Source organism: Shewanella sp. 10N.286.51.B2 (genome assembly GCF_041469265.1).
GTDB lineage: Bacteria > Pseudomonadota > Gammaproteobacteria > Enterobacterales > Shewanellaceae > Shewanella.
The window spans coordinates 1-16,843 of the sequence record NZ_JBFRKH010000033.1 but is presented as its reverse complement, the minus strand read 5'-3'; the positions used below and the strand labels follow the sequence as shown (position 1 = coordinate 16,843).

At 43.0% G+C, this 16,843-nt stretch carries 13 protein-coding genes; 9 read left to right on the top strand and 4 right to left on the bottom strand.

Going from position 1 to position 16,843, the window contains the following annotated elements:
- Nucleotides 1-265 precede the first annotated feature (265 nt).
- Nucleotides 266-1,384 carry a glycosyltransferase gene (locus AB4140_RS09125; RefSeq protein WP_372000676.1) on the top strand — a complete coding sequence of 373 codons (1,119 nt, stop codon included), beginning with the start codon at nucleotides 266-268 and terminating at the stop codon, nucleotides 1,382-1,384.
- Nucleotides 1,385-1,415: 31 nt separating this feature from the next.
- Here the strand turns inward: AB4140_RS09125 and AB4140_RS09120 are convergent, their stop codons facing one another.
- The gene (locus AB4140_RS09120; RefSeq protein WP_372000674.1) at nucleotides 1,416-1,838 is read right to left on the bottom strand and encodes a GNAT family N-acetyltransferase; all 423 of its coding nucleotides are present in this window, start codon (nucleotides 1,836-1,838) and stop codon (nucleotides 1,416-1,418) included.
- A gap of 1,247 nt (nucleotides 1,839-3,085) precedes the next feature.
- Between AB4140_RS09120 and AB4140_RS09115 the strand changes: the two genes are divergently transcribed.
- The 7 genes from AB4140_RS09115 to AB4140_RS09085 all read left to right on the top strand — a co-directional run bounded on the left by AB4140_RS09115 (nucleotide 3,086) and on the right by AB4140_RS09085 (nucleotide 11,952).
- Nucleotides 3,086-5,290, top strand: coding sequence for an LruC domain-containing protein (locus tag AB4140_RS09115; RefSeq protein WP_372000672.1), 2,205 nt, complete (start codon nucleotides 3,086-3,088; stop codon nucleotides 5,288-5,290).
- Between the two features lie 69 nt (nucleotides 5,291-5,359).
- Nucleotides 5,360-6,034 (top strand): hypothetical protein, encoded by a 675-nt coding sequence (locus AB4140_RS09110; RefSeq protein WP_241904105.1) that lies wholly within the window; start codon nucleotides 5,360-5,362, stop codon nucleotides 6,032-6,034.
- A gap of 186 nt (nucleotides 6,035-6,220) precedes the next feature.
- Nucleotides 6,221-6,574, top strand: coding sequence for a RidA family protein (locus AB4140_RS09105; RefSeq protein WP_102436903.1), 354 nt, complete (start codon nucleotides 6,221-6,223; stop codon nucleotides 6,572-6,574).
- Nucleotides 6,575-6,716: 142 nt separating this feature from the next.
- Complete coding sequence (uvrD, locus tag AB4140_RS09100; protein ID WP_102476511.1) at nucleotides 6,717-8,885, top strand: DNA helicase II; 2,169 nt, start codon at nucleotides 6,717-6,719, stop codon at nucleotides 8,883-8,885.
- A 116-nt stretch (nucleotides 8,886-9,001) separates the two neighbouring features.
- Nucleotides 9,002-9,892 carry a 4-hydroxybenzoate octaprenyltransferase gene (gene ubiA / locus AB4140_RS09095; RefSeq protein WP_102476510.1) on the top strand — a complete coding sequence of 297 codons (891 nt, stop codon included), beginning with the start codon at nucleotides 9,002-9,004 and terminating at the stop codon, nucleotides 9,890-9,892.
- Nucleotides 9,893-9,927: 35 nt separating this feature from the next.
- Nucleotides 9,928-10,824: an alpha/beta hydrolase gene (locus AB4140_RS09090; protein ID WP_102436897.1), complete on the top strand. Its 897-nt coding sequence runs from the start codon at nucleotides 9,928-9,930 to the stop codon at nucleotides 10,822-10,824.
- Between the two features lie 114 nt (nucleotides 10,825-10,938).
- Entirely contained in the window at nucleotides 10,939-11,952 is a 1,014-nt protein-coding gene (locus AB4140_RS09085) for a hypothetical protein (protein ID WP_372000669.1), read from the top strand.
- A gap of 87 nt (nucleotides 11,953-12,039) precedes the next feature.
- Here the strand turns inward: AB4140_RS09085 and AB4140_RS09080 are convergent, their stop codons facing one another.
- The 3 genes from AB4140_RS09080 to ubiD form a co-directional block, all read right to left on the bottom strand.
- A complete protein-coding gene (locus AB4140_RS09080; protein WP_102436893.1) occupies nucleotides 12,040-12,618 on the bottom strand; it encodes a nucleoside triphosphate pyrophosphohydrolase family protein in 579 nt (192 codons plus the stop codon).
- 188 nt (nucleotides 12,619-12,806) lie between these two features.
- The gene (fre, locus tag AB4140_RS09075) at nucleotides 12,807-13,505 is read right to left on the bottom strand and encodes an NAD(P)H-flavin reductase (RefSeq protein WP_372000667.1); all 699 of its coding nucleotides are present in this window, start codon (nucleotides 13,503-13,505) and stop codon (nucleotides 12,807-12,809) included.
- A gap of 80 nt (nucleotides 13,506-13,585) precedes the next feature.
- Complete coding sequence (ubiD, locus tag AB4140_RS09070) at nucleotides 13,586-15,067, bottom strand: 4-hydroxy-3-polyprenylbenzoate decarboxylase (RefSeq protein ID WP_102475890.1); 1,482 nt, start codon at nucleotides 15,065-15,067, stop codon at nucleotides 13,586-13,588.
- A 357-nt stretch (nucleotides 15,068-15,424) separates the two neighbouring features.
- Here ubiD and AB4140_RS09065 point away from each other — a divergent pair, with 357 nt between their 5' ends.
- A complete protein-coding gene (locus AB4140_RS09065; RefSeq protein ID WP_372000664.1) occupies nucleotides 15,425-16,084 on the top strand; it encodes a hypothetical protein in 660 nt (219 codons plus the stop codon).
- Nucleotides 16,085-16,843 lie beyond the last annotated feature (759 nt).

The following is a 16,843-nucleotide window of genomic DNA, read 5'->3' as shown; positions in this document are numbered from 1 at the left end:
TAATACACTATAGTCCTATGTTGTGTATCGAGCAAGAAAAAGGCAGATTTCTCTGCCTTAATACACAATATACACTCTTTAAGTTACTATATATAAAAGTTTAGCCTCTTTTTTTATGTATTTAACATTATGTATTTAGCAAAAGTATTTAACGACGGACTGAAGCTGAACGCGTAGTAAATTTTGCGATTTAACTGAGACAAGTATATTGTTTTAACAGTGCTTTAATTTAATAAGCCGGTTATTGATAGCTCAAGGAGTCAGAGTGAAAGCGAGAATTTTGCATTGTGTCGATGACCCTAATATGGGCGGCGTTAATTTTGCGTTGCACAGTTTGTGTGGCTCTGACATCCTCACTTTGGCATTTGAATTTGACATTCGTCAGCTGGATTTTAGCCGTTGGCAGAATACGACATTGGACGCTGATATTGTCTGTTTTCATGGCGCCTCAAACTGGCGCAAACTGCTAAATATTGCATGGCTCAGATTGCGTCATCCTAAGATCATATTTATCCTGCAAGAACATCACTACAGCGAACAATTTGTTCGCCATCAAATTGCACATCCGCAACGTTTCTATTTCATGCTGAAATTAAGCTATCGGTTAATGAATAAAGTGGTGTCCATTTCACCCTCACAGCAGCGATGGATGCTAGCTAATAAGCTATTACCTGCAGACAAAATCGCTCAGTTAGGGCAGGGGCGAGACTTAAGCTATTTTATCGCCAACAAAAGCCACTCCCCAAAAAACGCTAATCATAGGGTTCCTGTGTTAGCCGCCTATGGCCGATTTCATCCACAAAAAGGCTTTGATTTATTACTCAAAGCCATGCATCAGGTTAAGTCACCGTGTCGATTATTGTTAGCCGGTGAAGGTGAGCAATTACCTTTGCTACAACAGTTAGTTTCTCAGCTTGATAATATAAAGCTGGTGGGCAAGGTTGACGATGTGCCTCGCTTTTTAGACCAATGTGACGGGGTAATTATTCCATCACGCTGGGAGCCTTTTGGTTTAGTATTTATTGAATCTATGGCAATGAGTAAAGCCATTATCTCAACCGATGTGGATGGTTTGGGGGATCAAATTCGTCAGCATCAACTGCAAAACATGGGTAATATCGTTGAGGCTAAGGTTGGCGGCCAAAATGATAAGCAATTTGTTAACTCACTGGCCGATGCTATTGAGCGTTACTTATCGAGTGTTAACTCATCAAGCGCTCTATTATCAAGCCATGTGCCTGCTTACGTTCATGAGCAAGTCGACAATCATGGTCAAAAACAGCAGCATGCCCAAATCGATGATTGGCGTACTCAGCAATGGCTGCAGCTTCAACAAGCATGGAAAAGCTTATTTGTGCAGCTATTGGAAGATAAGCGTGGTTGAGTGTTAAATGGTTAATGTGATTGATTTCTTGTTAGGAGATTTTTCTCGACATATAAAAGAACCTATCTTCTTCTTTATCTACCTCAAAGCCATTCTTAATGTATAGATGATATGCAGGACTAATTTTGAGAACTCGTAGCCTAAGTTTATTTACACCAGCTTTAATTGCTAACCGTTCACACTCTGTTAGGGCTGCTGCACCAATACCATTATTTTGAAATTTTTCACTAATCTGTAAATCTCGGATATAACACCCATCATTATCAAAGGCTAAACGAATTGCACCCACGACCGAAGCGTTGTAAAGAATGTCCCAGTTTTCTAGGTCAACAATTTGCTCATGTATCTTAGACTGTTCCCAATTTACAGAATAGTGTTCATAATATGAGCGAATGTTTTTAAATGTAATATCTGCCGATGCATAAAGATCGGCTGTTGATTGATATGAAATCATCGCAAATCTCCTAAAGCCCTACTAATTGGCAAAAAATAGTTGGCTAAAATTTTGAGGGGTGAATAGTTAAATTTTCCTATTAATCAGCTTATTATGTGTGCTTTGTTCGTCGTTTTCTCTTTTGCAACTTTAACCTTTAAAGAATGAAAGAGAGAGGCAAAGATGAAAGTTGTGAATAATAAAAGTAAGCAAAGTAACTTTATTCCGATACTCTCATTTTCTATGAATGCATTTAAAATTGCGGATAAGAGCATGAACCCAACTAAATAGTAATTATGTATGCTACCCATGAAAACTCCTTAACTAGTGTGGTCAGAGTAAACTTTATAAGGGAGTTGATAGGCACATCATTATTTAATGGCTTTTTCTTCCCTAAATGGCGTGCTCGAAGATTGCGTTCGAGGTTAGCTAACTCTGTCCTTAAGTGGTTCTACCTTAATATAACTTATGAGCCTAGTTCAATGTTTTACTTAGTTTTTGTTGGCTAGCTTATCTAAGTCCATTACTTCAATCTAATCCATTGCCTGCCGCTGGGATGTTCAGGATGAACGGAATGTCGCGATCACATGGATGTGAAAGAGCGACCTTTTATGCAGATACAACTGCGAGACGCTGCACTCTTTATATAAATCAAAAGGTCCATGTAAGCTCTGCTAAAACATCCCTGTTTTGGAAGCTCGCTGCTGCATCTACACTGGGATTATTATCTCTTCGATTTAACGGTATTCGTGAAAATTTAAAGAGCTAAAAGGCTCAATTTGAATTGAGGACGTTGAAGAAAATAGCGTGATGCTCACATGGATGTGAGCATAGCTTTCGCGGTGCAGGGATGCACCGTCGGAAGCGTTAGCATTTTCACTCTTTATAATAAACAGGGTCCGAAGTTAGCAACAAACGAAGTTCAAAGCTGGATCAATCCCCATCGAAAATCATGCGCTTTTCAGCATTTTTCGTTAGGGGCGGCAGGGTGAGCCAAGAGGGTATTGCTGTTGATACCCTTTTGGTCGGGTGTGGGTGGAAAACCCACGACGTTAATCCAAACGGAGTTTGGAACAATACAGATCAAACCATTCTCAACCCCAAAAAATCACAAAGTCTCAAATTCAGAATGCGTTGCAGAATGCATTTTAGCATTGAGATACAATCTTGCCTTTAATGTAAGCCATTGTATTTAAATGGTAATAAAGGTTGGCATCCACTATGCATTATCCCCAGTACATCCTGATAACGAATAGCGAGATGCCAATATGCAAACATTAAACACAACAATAGTTAACGTGAAACCACTTCACTCTCAAATCATCAATATTCTTGGTTTAAGCAGTATTGCTATTGGTACTAGCATGGCTTTGTTCAGTGCTAATACCAATGCCGCTGAGCCATTCAATGCCTGTCCTACCGAAGCATTTATTATTCAAACGCCAGCAGGCATTCCAAAAACCTTTGGAGTTGAACTTGGTACCGGTAGTTATTCGGTATTGTCGCCTGATATGGGACTGACCAAAGGATTTAATGGTGTTGGTTTCAGCTACACAGATAATTACCTTTATGGCTGGGATTATCAGCATGGCACTGTCGGTAAGGTGGGTGAAGATTACCAAGTTGAGCCACTAACGATCGTAAAAGACAGCTCAGCTGCTGCAGCGGGTAACTTCTACGTAGGTGATGTCGCCATCAATGAAAACGTTTGGTACGGCTACCGTAAAAACCAAGGCTTATTTACTGTGCCGTTAGATGGCAATAATCACCCAATGAACATTGTCCCTGGCAGTAAAGCCAATGCCACTTACAACGTAACAGATTTTGCCTTTCATCCAAGCAACGGCTTTTTATACGCAGTGACTAACGGCAGCACAGGCAAATTACTCAAGATTGACCCCGCAACAGGTGCCGCTGAAACCTTAGCAACCGTTATTACTAAAAGCAGTGGTAGCTTTACCTTTGGAGCGCAGTTTTTTGACCCTAATGGCAACCTTTATTTAAGTAACAACGGCGATGGCAATGTGTATAAGGTCAACGTTGAAAGTGATAACCCTACCGCAGAGTTGTTTTCATACGGGCCGTCATCTTCTTCAAATGATGGTGCTCGTTGTGCATTAGCAGAAGTGCCAGTGGGAGACAATGTTGATTTTGGTGATGCGCCAGACAGTTACGGTACCCTAATTGATTCAAATGGTGCCCGCCATAATATGGTTGCCGGCATGTCATTAGGCAGTGTTATTGATAATGAGTCCGACGGTTATCCTGCGCCGTTATCTGATGATGAAAGTGATGGTATTGATGATGAAGATGGTATCAGCATGCCAACCGGTTTTGAAGTGGGTGAAGAGGCGGTGTTATTAGTCACAGTAGAAGGGGATGGTGCTTATATTAACGGCTGGATTGATTGGGGCCAAGATGGTCAGTTTGATAGTGAAGATCAAGTGATTATTGCCCGCTCAGTGAGTAGCGGCACATCAACTGTGACGATTAACGTGCCTAATTGGGCTAAAACGGGCGCAACCTGGTCACGTTTTCGTTTGAGCTCAGAGGCCAGCTTATTACCAACCGGTGGTGTCAGTGATGGTGAAGTGGAAGATTATCCAATCACTGTCACTGAAACCGGCATCACTATCAGCTATTACCCCTCATCGTCAGAATACACCACGTTAGCTTATGAGGATTTATACCCTTATCAAGGTGACTTTGATATGAACGATGTGGTGATGCAGTTACGTATTAGCCAATACAGTAAAAATGACATGGTTCGCCGCGTGGGCTTTGATGCGCAATTAGTGGCAATGGGCGCTTGGTATCACAATGGCTTTGCGGTGCAATTACATGATATTGGCCGCGGCAATGTGCAAGAGTCAGCCATTGAGTGGAGCGCCCAAGGGGTTAAGCAGACCAGCTCACCACTTGAAGACGGGCAAACCAATGCGGTGCTGTTATTTACTGAAGACTTATGGCAACACGTCAGTGCGAGTAATGGCTGTCAATATTTCAGAACTGAACCGGGTTGCGGCACCCAATACCGCGCAACATGGCAAATGACAGTGCCGTTTGTTGATGCGGTACATGTTGATGATATGCCTGAGTTCCCCTATGACCCATTCATTTTTGCCACTCCAGGTACGGATCATAGCCTAGCGGCTAAGAATATTACTGATGGTAAAAACCCAGGACGTAAATTAGAGATCCATCTGAAAAACAAAGCACCAACCGATAAATTTGATACGCGATTTTTAGGGATGCATGACGATGCTTCAACGGCATCACAAGGGCACTATTTCCAAGACCAAAATGGTATGAGTTGGGCAATTGAGGTGCCTGATACATGGCAGCACCCTGCAGAGCTACAACGTGTTGATGCCGCTTATGTTGAGTTTATTGAGTTTGCTGCAGATGCCAGCGGTGAGACCAAACCTTATTGGTATTTGACCGCCACTGACTCGCTACTGTTTAAGGATTAACCCTGACAGTAATTAGTGTGAATTTAATCAATCAATTTAAGCAAGAAATGGAATTTTAAGGTGAATATTATGAATACATTAACTCAAACTCAAGTGGCAGCAAATACGTTATTAACAGCGAAGAATGCCATTAACACAGGCATGAAAACAGGCATTAACACGGCTTGTAACACAGGCACTAAAATAGGGACTAAAAGAGCCACTAGCCTAGCCATGGCTCTATCATTAAGCTTTTTAACAGCCTGTGGCGGCGGTGGTGGCGATGATAGCTCGCCTGCACCAGCAACGACGCCTGCGGTGACAACACCTGCGACATCAACACCAGATACCACGACAGATACAACACCAGAGACAACGACACCTGAGACGCCAACGGAACCTGAAACACCTACAGAGCCAGAAACGCCGCCAGCAACCTCAATTGATGACTTGGTGGTTGATGCCGATTTTGATCTACAAGCGGCGTTTACTTTAAGCATTGATGTGCAGCTAGCATCAAGTAAGCGTGGTTACTTTTCATTGTGTGACGATTATCAGCAAAATGGCACCCAAGTGAGCGTGAACTTTGAATCTTGCTTATTACGTGGCGCCCTTGATGAAGGCGCATTGTCTGAAGAGTTATTGGTGGCCAACCATCAACGAGCATTAATGGCAGTGGTATGGTTTTATGATGGCAGTGAGCCTATCTATCAGCAGTGGAGTCATAGCTTAACCAATGACCCACAAGTCTTAGTGATTAACTAATATTCAAATAATCAATCGTATTTCAATCTTATGCCTTGTTAGCCAGATACTGCTGACAAGGCATTTTTATTTTTGATTAACAGCCTGCTTAAATGCGCGAGTTATTGGATAGCGATATTTTCTCAGTTGTCATTGTGAGCTGACTTAACTGATAATAGCGCCATTAACAGATTAAAAGAGCGCACCATGAGCATTGAAAGAATTGAAACTAAAACCCGTATGAGCCGGATTGTCAAACATAACGGCACCATCTATTTATGTGGTCAAGTTTGCCAAGATGCTACCAAAGATATCACTGAACAAACTCAAACAATGTTGGATAAAGTCGAAGCACTATTACTGCAGGCGGGCAGTGATAAAAAGCATATGTTATCGGCAACCATTTACGTAAAAGATATGGCTTACTTTGCTGAAATGAACGCGGTGTGGGATGCATGGGTTATTGAAGGTTACGCCCCTGCTCGAGCTTGCGTTGCCGCTAAAATGGCCCGTGAGGCATTATTGGTTGAAATCTCGGTAGTGGCCGCTGAGATTGCTTAAATTGCTACGCAGTGGTTTTAGTTCAGCCCGCTACTTAGCTCACAAGTCATCACAATAAAATCCCCATAAAGAATCCGTTACAGTTCCTAGTCGCAGCCGCCTAGGAACTGGTATACTTCCAGCTTGATTTTTGGGAGGACCAATGGACGTATCATCATTATTAGACGGCCTAAACGCAAAGCAGCGTGAAGCAGTGGGCGCACCGCTTTCAAGCATGTTAGTTTTAGCTGGAGCAGGCAGTGGTAAAACTCGGGTATTAACCCATCGTATTGCTTGGCTTATGCAGGTCGAACAACAAAGTCCATACTCTATCCTTGCGGTAACCTTTACCAATAAAGCCGCGGCAGAAATGCGTGAGCGGGTTGAGAAAGTGGTTGGCAGTAACATGGGCCGTATGTGGATTGGTACTTTCCACGGTTTAGCCCATCGTTTGCTGCGCACTCACTTTAAAGATGCCAATTTACCCCAAAGCTTCCAAATTATTGATTCTGACGATCAGTTACGTTTATTAAAACGTATTCTTAAAAGTCTCAATTTAGATGACAAGCAATATCCGCCGCGTCAGTGCCAAGGTTACATTAATGGCAAAAAAGACCAAGGCTTACGCCCAAAGCATATCGATGCGGGTGGCTTTCCTATTGAGCAAAACTTATTAAACATCTATAAAATTTATCAAGAATCTTGCGACCGAGCTGGCCTTGTTGATTTTGCTGAAATTTTATTGCGCGCCCATGAATTATGGCTCAATAAACCCCATGTATTAGCCCATTATCAAGAACGCTTTAAGCATATCTTGGTGGACGAATTCCAAGATACCAACGCCATTCAATATGCGTGGATCCGAGTGCTGGCAGGCAAAGAAGCCAATGTGATGATTGTTGGCGATGACGATCAATCTATATACGGCTGGCGCGGTGCCCAAGTTGAGAATCTACATAAATTCTTAACCGATTTCCCAGGTTCCACCACGGTTAAGCTGGAGCAAAACTATCGCTCCACAGCCAATATCCTTAATGCGTCCAATGATCTAATTGCCAACAACCCTGAGCGTTTAGGTAAAAAACTGTGGACTGAAGACGATGCGGGTGAGCCTATTGCGGTTTATTGCGCCTTTAATGAAATGGATGAAGCGCGCTTTATTGTTGGCAAAATGGCTGAGTGGCAAAATAACGGCGGCAAGTTAGAAGAGTGTGCCATTTTATACCGCTCCAATGCCCAGTCGCGAGTATTAGAAGAAGCCTTACTCCATAAAGGGCTAGCTTACCGAATTTACGGTGGCCTGCGTTTCTTCGAGCGCCAAGAGATTAAAGATGCCATGGGTTATATGCGTCTTATCAATAATCAAAATGATGATGCTGCTTTTGAACGGGTGGTTAACACCCCAACTCGCGGTATTGGTAATCGTACCCTTGATATCATTCGCTCAACCGCACGTCAGCAAGAAATGACTATGTGGCAGGCAAGCTTGCGCTTAATTGAAGAAAAAGTCCTTACTGGCCGCGCTGCCAATGCCGTGAATGGCTTTATGGATTTAGTGATTGGCATGCGCACTGATACTGCCGATATGAGTCTATATGGTATGGCCGACAAGGTCATTGACCGTTCAGGGCTACGGGCTATGTACGAAGCCGAAAAAGGCGAAAAAGCCCAATCACGAGTCGAAAACTTAAATGAGCTGGTCACCGCTGCCCGCAGTTTTGAAATGCCAGAAGAACTTGAAGATATGGGCGAGCTAAATGCCTTTTTATCTCACGCAGCATTAGAAGCGGGCGAAGGCCAAGCAGACAAGTTTACCGATGCCGTGCAGCTAATGACCTTGCATTCAGCTAAAGGCTTGGAGTTCCCAGTGGTGTTTATGGCTGGGGTTGAGGAAGGTATTTTTCCAAGTAAAATGGCATTAGATGAAGGTGATCGTTTAGATGAAGAACGCCGTCTTTGTTATGTAGGCATGACCCGTGCGATGCAAAAATTGTATATCAGTTATGCTGAGTCACGCCGCATTTATGGCCGTGAGGACTATGCCAGTCCATCGCGTTTTATTGGTGAAATCCCCAGCCAGTATGTTGAAGAAATTCGCATGAAAGCGTCAGTGTCAGCGCCTAAAATGAGCAGCCGTTTTAATGTGCCAAGACAATCTATTGCCAATGACAGTGGCTTTAAAGTGGGTCAAAAAGTAAAACACTTTAAATTTGGCCAAGGCATAGTGACAGATTTTGAAGGCACAGCAGATAAAGCGCGTGTTCAAGTCAGTTTTACAGACTTTGGTAGCAAATGGTTACTGGTTTCATTGGCAAAACTTGAAGCGTGTTAGGGTAATTTTTTACTAGAGCGGACATAATTCTAAGCGAAATAATAAAGTCACTCGTGGGTTATGCGAGATGACAAATAAGAAGTGATACAACTTCAACTGCAGGAGTGAAGTAAACCATGTCAGCAGTCTCATGGACGTTACAACAAAAAATATCGGTTTATAAACGCTTAACGCGCCTTGATAGGCCCATTGGTACCTTGTTGCTAATGTGGCCGTGTTTAATGGCGTTATTGCTTGCAGCGGGTGGCATGCCTGATGTGAAGGTGTTGATCATCTTTATGCTAGGGGTGGTCGTTATGCGTGCTTGTGGTTGCGTGATTAACGACTTTGCAGATCGAAAACTTGATGCCCATGTTGAGCGCACTAAGATGCGGCCTTTAGCCTCAGGTGAAATCAGCAGTAAGGAAGCGCTGATATTATTTGTGGTGATGGCATTAATCGCGTTTAGCTTAGTATTATTTTTAAATCCGCTAGTGGTAAAACTATCGGTTGTCGGCATTATCTTAACCATCATGTACCCGTTTATGAAACGGGTAACCAATATGCCGCAAATGTTTTTAGGCATAGTGTGGAGCTGGTCAATTCCTATGGCCTACGCTGCGCAGCTAGGTTATGTGCCCATGGAAGCTTGGTGGTTATTTGTTGCCAATTGGTGTTGGACGGTAGCTTACGACACCATGTATGCCATGGTTGATAGAGATGATGACTTAAAAGTCGGCATTAAATCTACAGCCATTTTATTTGGCCGATACGACCGCCAATGGATTGCCGCGTTTCAGTTAGCGGCCCTAGGGTGTTTTATTATGGCCGGTTGGTCTGCTGAACGTGGGTTATTGTATGGCATTGGCATTAGCACCTTTATTGCCTTTAGCAGTTATCAGCAATGGCTTATTTATGGCCGCGAACGCGCGCCATGTTTTAAGGCTTTTCTAAATAATAACTGGGCCGGATTTGCTTTATTTATGGCATTGAGCGCAGATTATTTATTTTCTTCAATAAGTGCGTAGAATAGGGCGAAAAATTACATCAACAAGGATAGCTGATGACCATTTCTCGCTTTATGATACTTTTTCGCAGTATCGTATGCTGTAGCCTCTTTTTAAGCGCGGTGCCCGCCGCGTTTGCAAGCTTTACCATACCGAATACCACAGTGGTTGAGGTAGAGGATAGCGATCGCACCTATAATCTTTATATCAAACTGCCCAATAGCTATAACCAAATTGATAAGCTAAAAAGTTATCCGGTTATTTATATGACTGATGCTGTGTACAGCTTGCAAGTGGTCTCGGGTGTGACTCGTTTGTCTATGGACCGTACTGATATGCAGCAGGCTATTTTAGTGGCTGTATCAGGACAGCAAGGCCGCAGCCCCGCAGCAAGTCGTATGCGTGATTACACCCCGTCAGTTGATACTAACAGAACCCAAGCCACCGGTGAGGCCCAGCGCCACATGCAGTTGTTTGCCAATAAAATTATCCCTTATATGAATCAGCATTATCGCACTCAGCCATGGCAAAACACCTATGTTGGCCATGCGTTAGGGGGCTTGTTTGGCGCCTATATCTTACGTAATAAGCCCGCATTATTTAATAACTATGTACTGGCGAGTCCGCCATTTTGGTTTGATAACCAGCAGTTACTAAAGCAATTTCGCGAGCCGGAATTTATCACTAAATCAATAAATGCCAATGTATTTATTGGTGTCGGAGAGTTAGAAACGGCAGAAAACAGCGAGTTTGGGCAAGATATGGTGGCAGATGCCAAGTCATTTTATCAGCTGCTACAACAAAAAAATCGCTTAACTGCAGCTAATGGTTCAGGTATCAATGCCAAGTTAATGCTAATGCCTGTAGCCAATCACAGTATGGCGTTTCCGATGTCGGCGATCTATGGCTTAGACTGGCTGTTTGATGCTAAAACGGGGGTTAGTGGTCACTGATTAGGCGCAATAATAGTTCTATCAAAAAATAAGACATTTAAGCAATAAACCTATGCCATAAACATAAGTTATAAACATAATTTTAAGTTATAGAACAATAACAAGGATTGTTATATGAGACCCATAGTTAAGTACCGACTGCTGTTTTTAGCCTTTGCGATAGTACTGTTTACTATTGGCGTGCAGTTAACCCCAGAATCCCTAGCGACTGCTAATGACGAGCTAAGACTAAGCCTTATCGCTATCGGCTACTTTGGCTTAATACCGTTGGCATATTGGTACTGCATTATCAAAAAAGGCAGCCAGAAATGGTGGAAGCTGATTATTATTTTAAGTACCAGCAGCTTGGTGGCGAGGTTAAGTTTTCCGGCAGATATCGCTGACTATTTTGAATTTGTCGCTTGGCTACGCTACCCCATTGTTGGGGTGTTATTGATCATTGAAGCTTACTTAGTGTTTACTATTATTCGTGGCTTATTGAAGGTCAGAAAGGTAAAGGGCGATCCACGAGTGAGTGCGGTTGAGGTATACGCAGATGATGAAAAGGCTTTGTTTATCGCCTTCATCGTGGCTGGAGAGCCGACTAACTGGTATTACGCCATTCCATGGTTTTCACGTCATCACCCCGCAGCCATTAGCCACATTAAGTTATTGAGTGCCAAACCCTGGCATTTATCATTAATGCTTATTGGTTGTTTCACTAGTTGTGTTGCCAGCTATATGATTTTGGTTAACTGGAGCGAGTTAGCCGCGATTATCGTCTCTTCAATCATCAGTTTAACCTTGGTGATGCTGGTGGCAAATTATCGTATATCACGCCGTTATTCCATGTATCGAATTCGTAACAGGTTAGTGGTTAATAATGCCATTTGGGGCTTTATGGCGATCGACATTAACGAAATTGAAGCGGTTGCAGTGAATCAAGTGGCCAAAAAAGTTGCCGATGATGAACTATCAATAGGGCGAGGCGAGCAGACTAATCTCACTATCCGTTTTAAAGTGCCACAATGGTATTTTGGTGGGTTAGGGCAGTTAGTTGAAAAGCTTACTGTGGTGCATATTAATGTGGCTGAACCTGAAAAGGTGGTCGCGGCACTAACTGATATTGAGCAGTCTGAAGCGGCTTAAAAATTCATATTTACACTAAACGTAACCCATAAAAAAATGCGTCCACTGTGGACGCATTTTTTGGTTAACAACTGATTTAGTGGTTGTTTAGTTTTTTACTAATTTTTCGAGATCAGCTGGGCGGTAATAAACGGATTTTAATACCTTACCTTGGCGAACCACTTTACCGGCCATTTCAACATCTTTAGCGCATTTAGCGATGATGAATTCACCCTTAGTGCTGCCCACGATTTCAACACCTTGTTTAGCATAGTGAGCAATGGTTTCATTCAGCTCTTGCTCATTGCGACACACTTTACTCATGTTGCTAGAGTGAACTTCATCCCAGCATTCAATGAAGTTAACTTCACGGTTTTTAGCAACAGACAGTAATAAATCAATTAAATAACTAATTTCTAGACGGTCGCTGACTTTTGCTGCACCTAAGTGGACTAGACGGCCCATTAATACGTAAACAGAGTCAACGATGGCATCAGCTTGTTCAACGCGGCAATCCGCTTCTGCGAGCTCTGTGAGCTCTTCAATAATCAATGAAGTGTGCAGGGTATCGGCTTTGTCATCTAGACTTGATGCATTTTCGATAGGTAAATCAAAGGTGCTGCGAAATTCTTTGATATCACGGTACAAGTGGTCAAAAATGGTTTGGTCTAAAACAGATAACTTCATTATTAAGTAAGCCTAGAAAATAGAAAAGAGGCGATTATGGTAATGAATTGATATCGGAACCACAAGGCTAATGACGGCTTTAAAGGGCGGGGCTGAATAAAAAATACCGACTGATTAAGTCGGCATTTTTGTATTACTGAGCACGCAGTGTGCTATTACTTATGTACTGCTCAGCTTATGAGATGAGCTTACTTAATAAATGCGAATGCATCACCGAATAAGTGAGCTTCTTCTACGCCCATACCGCGAAAGACTTCACGGGCGGCGCCAACCATATCGAAACGGCCAGCAATATAAATGTCGTAACCCACTAAGCTGATATGATCTTGGTTTATTTGCTCAAGCAAGTTGGCTTGTTTACCATTCCAGTTAGCTGTCGCTTCTTCAACAACGGGAATAAACTCTAACCATTCATGGTTTGCATGCCATTGGCGGGCAATGTCTTGGTAGTACATGGCTTGCTCGTTACGACAACCCCAGTAAAACTGTGTTTTTATTGTATGGCCGCTAGCAATTTGCTGCTCAATAATACTCTTAATGTATGAAAACCCCGTGCCGCCAGCAATCATGATGCGAGGGCGTTGGCTGTCTTGACGAAAAAAAGCCTCACCAGCAGGGGCTTCAATATCAATAAACTCGTTGTTTTTTAGGCGCTCAACCACTTGCATTGGGTAGCTTTCTGATACCGCGGCGCCAATGTGCAGCTCAATTAAATCAGCGTTAGGCGCAGAGGCGATAGAAAAAGGACGTTTGTCTTTTTCTCCCATAACGATGGATAAGTATTGCCCTGCTTTGAAGTCAAAAGGGACTTCTGGTTTAAGTATGACCTGAAAAACAGCATCATTAAATGGGGTGATCTTTTCAACTTTACAGCGAATGGTGTTCATCTAACATCCTTGGTAGCCCTTTCTTTGAAGGGTGTTTTTATTTTATTTGTAGGGTAGAGGGTTAACTCTTTAGCTGGGCATTATAGCGTTGGGCTATCATCAATACCTAATTCGTCCCAGATTTGATCCACTTTATCTTTTACTGCTGGATCCATCACAATTGGCGTGCCCCATTCTCTGTCAGTTTCGCCTGGCCACTTATTGGTCGCATCTAAGCCCATTTTTGAACCTAAACCGGCAATAGGCGAGGCAAAATCAAGGTAATCAATCGGCGTATTATCCACCATTACGGTATCTCTTGTTGGGTCCATACGGGTGGTAATCGCCCAAATCACATCTTGCCAATCGCGGCAATTGACGTCTTCATCAACGATGATGATGAATTTGGTGTACATAAACTGTCGCAAGAACGACCAAGCGCCCATCATTACCCGTTTGGCATGACCGGCATATTGCTTCCGAATTGAAATTACTGCCATGCGATACGAGCAACCTTCAGGCGGCAAGTAAAAGTCGATAATTTCAGGATATTGCTTACGTAAAATCGGCACAAAGACTTCGTTTAACGCCACACCTAACATGGCAGGCTCATCCGGTGGACGACCTGTGTAGGTGCTGTGATAAATCGCATCTTTACGCTGGGTCATATGGGTGACGGTGAAAACTGGAAACTTGTCTGTTTCGTTATAGTAACCAGTGTGATCGCCATAAGGGCCTTCTTCAGCCATCTCTTCAGGGTCAATATAGCCTTCTAAAATGATTTCGCTGGTGGCTGGGACTTCTAAGTCGCAACTGATGGCTTTGCACACTTCGGTGCGTTCACCACGCAGTAAACCCGCAAAAGCATATTCGCTCATTGAGTCTGGCACAGGGGTTACCGCGCCTAAAATAGTCACCGGATCGGCGCCTAATGCCACTACCACAGGGTAGCGCTCACCTGGGTGTTTTTCTTTGAAATCTTTAAAGTCTAATGCGCCGCCGCGGTGATCAAGCCAGCGCATAATCAGTTTGTTTCTGCCTAATAGCTGTTGGCGATAAATCCCTAAGTTTTGTCTTTTTTGGCGCGGACCTTTAGTAATGGTTAATCCCCAAGTCACTAGAGGCGCCACATCGCCAGGCCAGCAATGTTGTACCGGTAATTTGGTTAAATCCACCTCGTCACCAGTTAATACCACTTCCTGACAAGGTGGGTTACGTACTGTTTTTGGCGGCATGTTTAACGCTTGTTTGAACTTAGGTATTTTGGCAATAGCGTCTTTAAAGCCACTTGGCGGCTCAGGTTCTTTTAAAAAAGCTAGCAATTCACCCACTTCACGCAAAGCCAGTGGGTCGTCTTTACCTAACGCCATAGCAACACGTTTTGGAGTGCCAAATAAATTCACTAAAACTGGCATGTCGTTATTGGTTGGGTTTTCAAATAACAACGCAGGGCCGCCAGAGCGCAAGACGCGATCGGCAATTTCAGTCATTTCTAGATTGGGATCAACAGCATAACTAATCCGCTTTAGTTCACCATTAGCTTCAAGGTGATCAATGAAGCTACGTAAATCCTTAAAACTCATGGCTTATTCACTCTATTGTTAATCGCTCTTTGGGGCGCACTATAGCATTTTTCTAAAATAGGGTTAAGCGATGTTTATTTGTTGGTCGTTGATTTTAATTAACCTGCTCATAGCTATTGCCCGCCTATCTATCAGCATTTTTATAAAACTGGGTTAAGCGATGGTTATTTGTTGGTCGTTGATTTTTATTAACCAGATAGCGCCGGTATCTATGAGCATTTTTCTAAAATAGGGTTAAGCGATGGTTATTGGTTATAGGTTGTTTTGAGCTAGACTTGTTTATAGGGTAATTGCCATTTAATTGCCCTATATTAGCTGCTGTAGAAAATGCTGCTTAGGTACAAAGGGGGGCGTGAGATGAACAAAGAAGCACAACAGACACTGCCAAAGACCTGCTTTACGGCTTTATATCTGATGAGCTTAAAAGGGTATATCTCAGTAACTGTAGGCTTGAGTTTAATGCTTGGCATAAGCACTAATGCCCAAGGGGCTAATGCTCAAGACGCAAGTCCCCACAAGATTTCAGCTAGCATGCAAGCTTTTGATGGCTTGCCGCAACTGCGATATCTTACATCCGATCGTCATCATGGTCATTCACGTCATTCACGTCATTCACGTCATTCAGGTTCATCAGTGCGCTGGGGCGTCGGTGTGGGGTGGAATAACGGTTGGCGTTACCCTTATTATAATCGGTGGGGAAATCGATGGAATAATGGCGGGGGCTATGGCTGGAATAATGGCATAGGCTGGAATAACGGCTGGCAAACGCCCTATCGCTATGATTACTATGATCGCCATTACCGCAGAAACTATGTGCAACCGCAGCAACATCAAGTGGTGTCTCCACCGAAACGATCCACCACCAGTATTGAATACGCCAGTGGCTTAACCCAGCTACCTGAAAATGCCCGCGCTATCCAAAGAGACGGCAGAACAATTTATCAGTGGCAAGGGCAAGAGTATTACTTTGACTGGTCATCACAACGCTATATGAGATTAGCCGCAGAAAAAGACTAATTGAGTGGCGCTGTTTCTACATAGGCTGAGAACGTTTATAACGTTTAAAGATAAAAAAGCCCTGATGGATCCTTCCATCAGGGCTTTTTGTGCATTGTCTACCGACAAAATGTATCGGCATTAAAACTGTTGTTGATGAAAACTTATTCATTCGCTCACTACGAAAACTGGGGAGAGAAGCAGTTGCTCATGTCCAAATAGTCGTCAACGGACTCAATAGGTTTGATAGTAGAAAGCAATTCCATGAAGTAAGGGGTATAGAATGTTTTCATAATCAATAGTCGCTGGGGACGACCATCAATCAAATCAAAGCTATTGGTTGTTAAATTAGTTAATACTCGTAATACATCTCCTAGTTTATGCTTTTTAATATTTCCCCTTATGACTTCCATTCATCAGGGTTACGCTGTTGCTTGCCTACGACATATTATTGTTATTATTCCTTGTTGCAGGTATTCAATTCAGTGACCATGCAAGCATGGGGGAGAGTGCTGTCACCTTGTTGAAACGGATAAATTAGCCATGTTGATAGAAGTATTACCTTGGGCGCTTAAGCCCTAATAAAACCTCTATTGCTCACTGCTGGGGAACAGTTAGCAACACATCAAATCTGCCTGAATCTATCTCCAATCACCCTAGTGACATCCTTACTTTAGGGTGGTTTACCTGCCTGTAGGCATACCTGCGACTTATAATTATTGTTAGCCTTGTTGCAGGTTTCAATTCAGTGATACTGCATTCATGGGGGGAATGCAGTCA

Excerpts from the sequence above, each read along its gene's own strand:
- AB4140_RS09120 (WP_372000674.1), bottom strand. The coding sequence starts at position 1,838 with ATGATTTCATATCAATCAACAGCCGATCTTTATGCATCGGCAGATATT.
- AB4140_RS09115 (WP_372000672.1), top strand. The coding sequence starts at position 3,086 with ATGCAAACATTAAACACAACAATAGTTAACGTGAAACCACTTCACTCT.
- AB4140_RS09110 (WP_241904105.1), top strand. The coding sequence starts at position 5,360 with ATGAATACATTAACTCAAACTCAAGTGGCAGCAAATACGTTATTAACA.
- AB4140_RS09105 (WP_102436903.1), top strand. The coding sequence starts at position 6,221 with ATGAGCATTGAAAGAATTGAAACTAAAACCCGTATGAGCCGGATTGTC.
- uvrD (WP_102476511.1), top strand. The coding sequence starts at position 6,717 with ATGGACGTATCATCATTATTAGACGGCCTAAACGCAAAGCAGCGTGAA.
- ubiA (WP_102476510.1), top strand. The coding sequence starts at position 9,002 with ATGTCAGCAGTCTCATGGACGTTACAACAAAAAATATCGGTTTATAAA.
- AB4140_RS09090 (WP_102436897.1), top strand. The coding sequence starts at position 9,928 with ATGACCATTTCTCGCTTTATGATACTTTTTCGCAGTATCGTATGCTGT.
- AB4140_RS09085 (WP_372000669.1), top strand. The coding sequence starts at position 10,939 with ATGAGACCCATAGTTAAGTACCGACTGCTGTTTTTAGCCTTTGCGATA.
- AB4140_RS09080 (WP_102436893.1), bottom strand. The coding sequence starts at position 12,618 with ATGAAGTTATCTGTTTTAGACCAAACCATTTTTGACCACTTGTACCGT.
- fre (WP_372000667.1), bottom strand. The coding sequence starts at position 13,505 with ATGAACACCATTCGCTGTAAAGTTGAAAAGATCACCCCATTTAATGAT.
- ubiD (WP_102475890.1), bottom strand. The coding sequence starts at position 15,067 with ATGAGTTTTAAGGATTTACGTAGCTTCATTGATCACCTTGAAGCTAAT.
- AB4140_RS09065 (WP_372000664.1), top strand. The coding sequence starts at position 15,425 with ATGAACAAAGAAGCACAACAGACACTGCCAAAGACCTGCTTTACGGCT.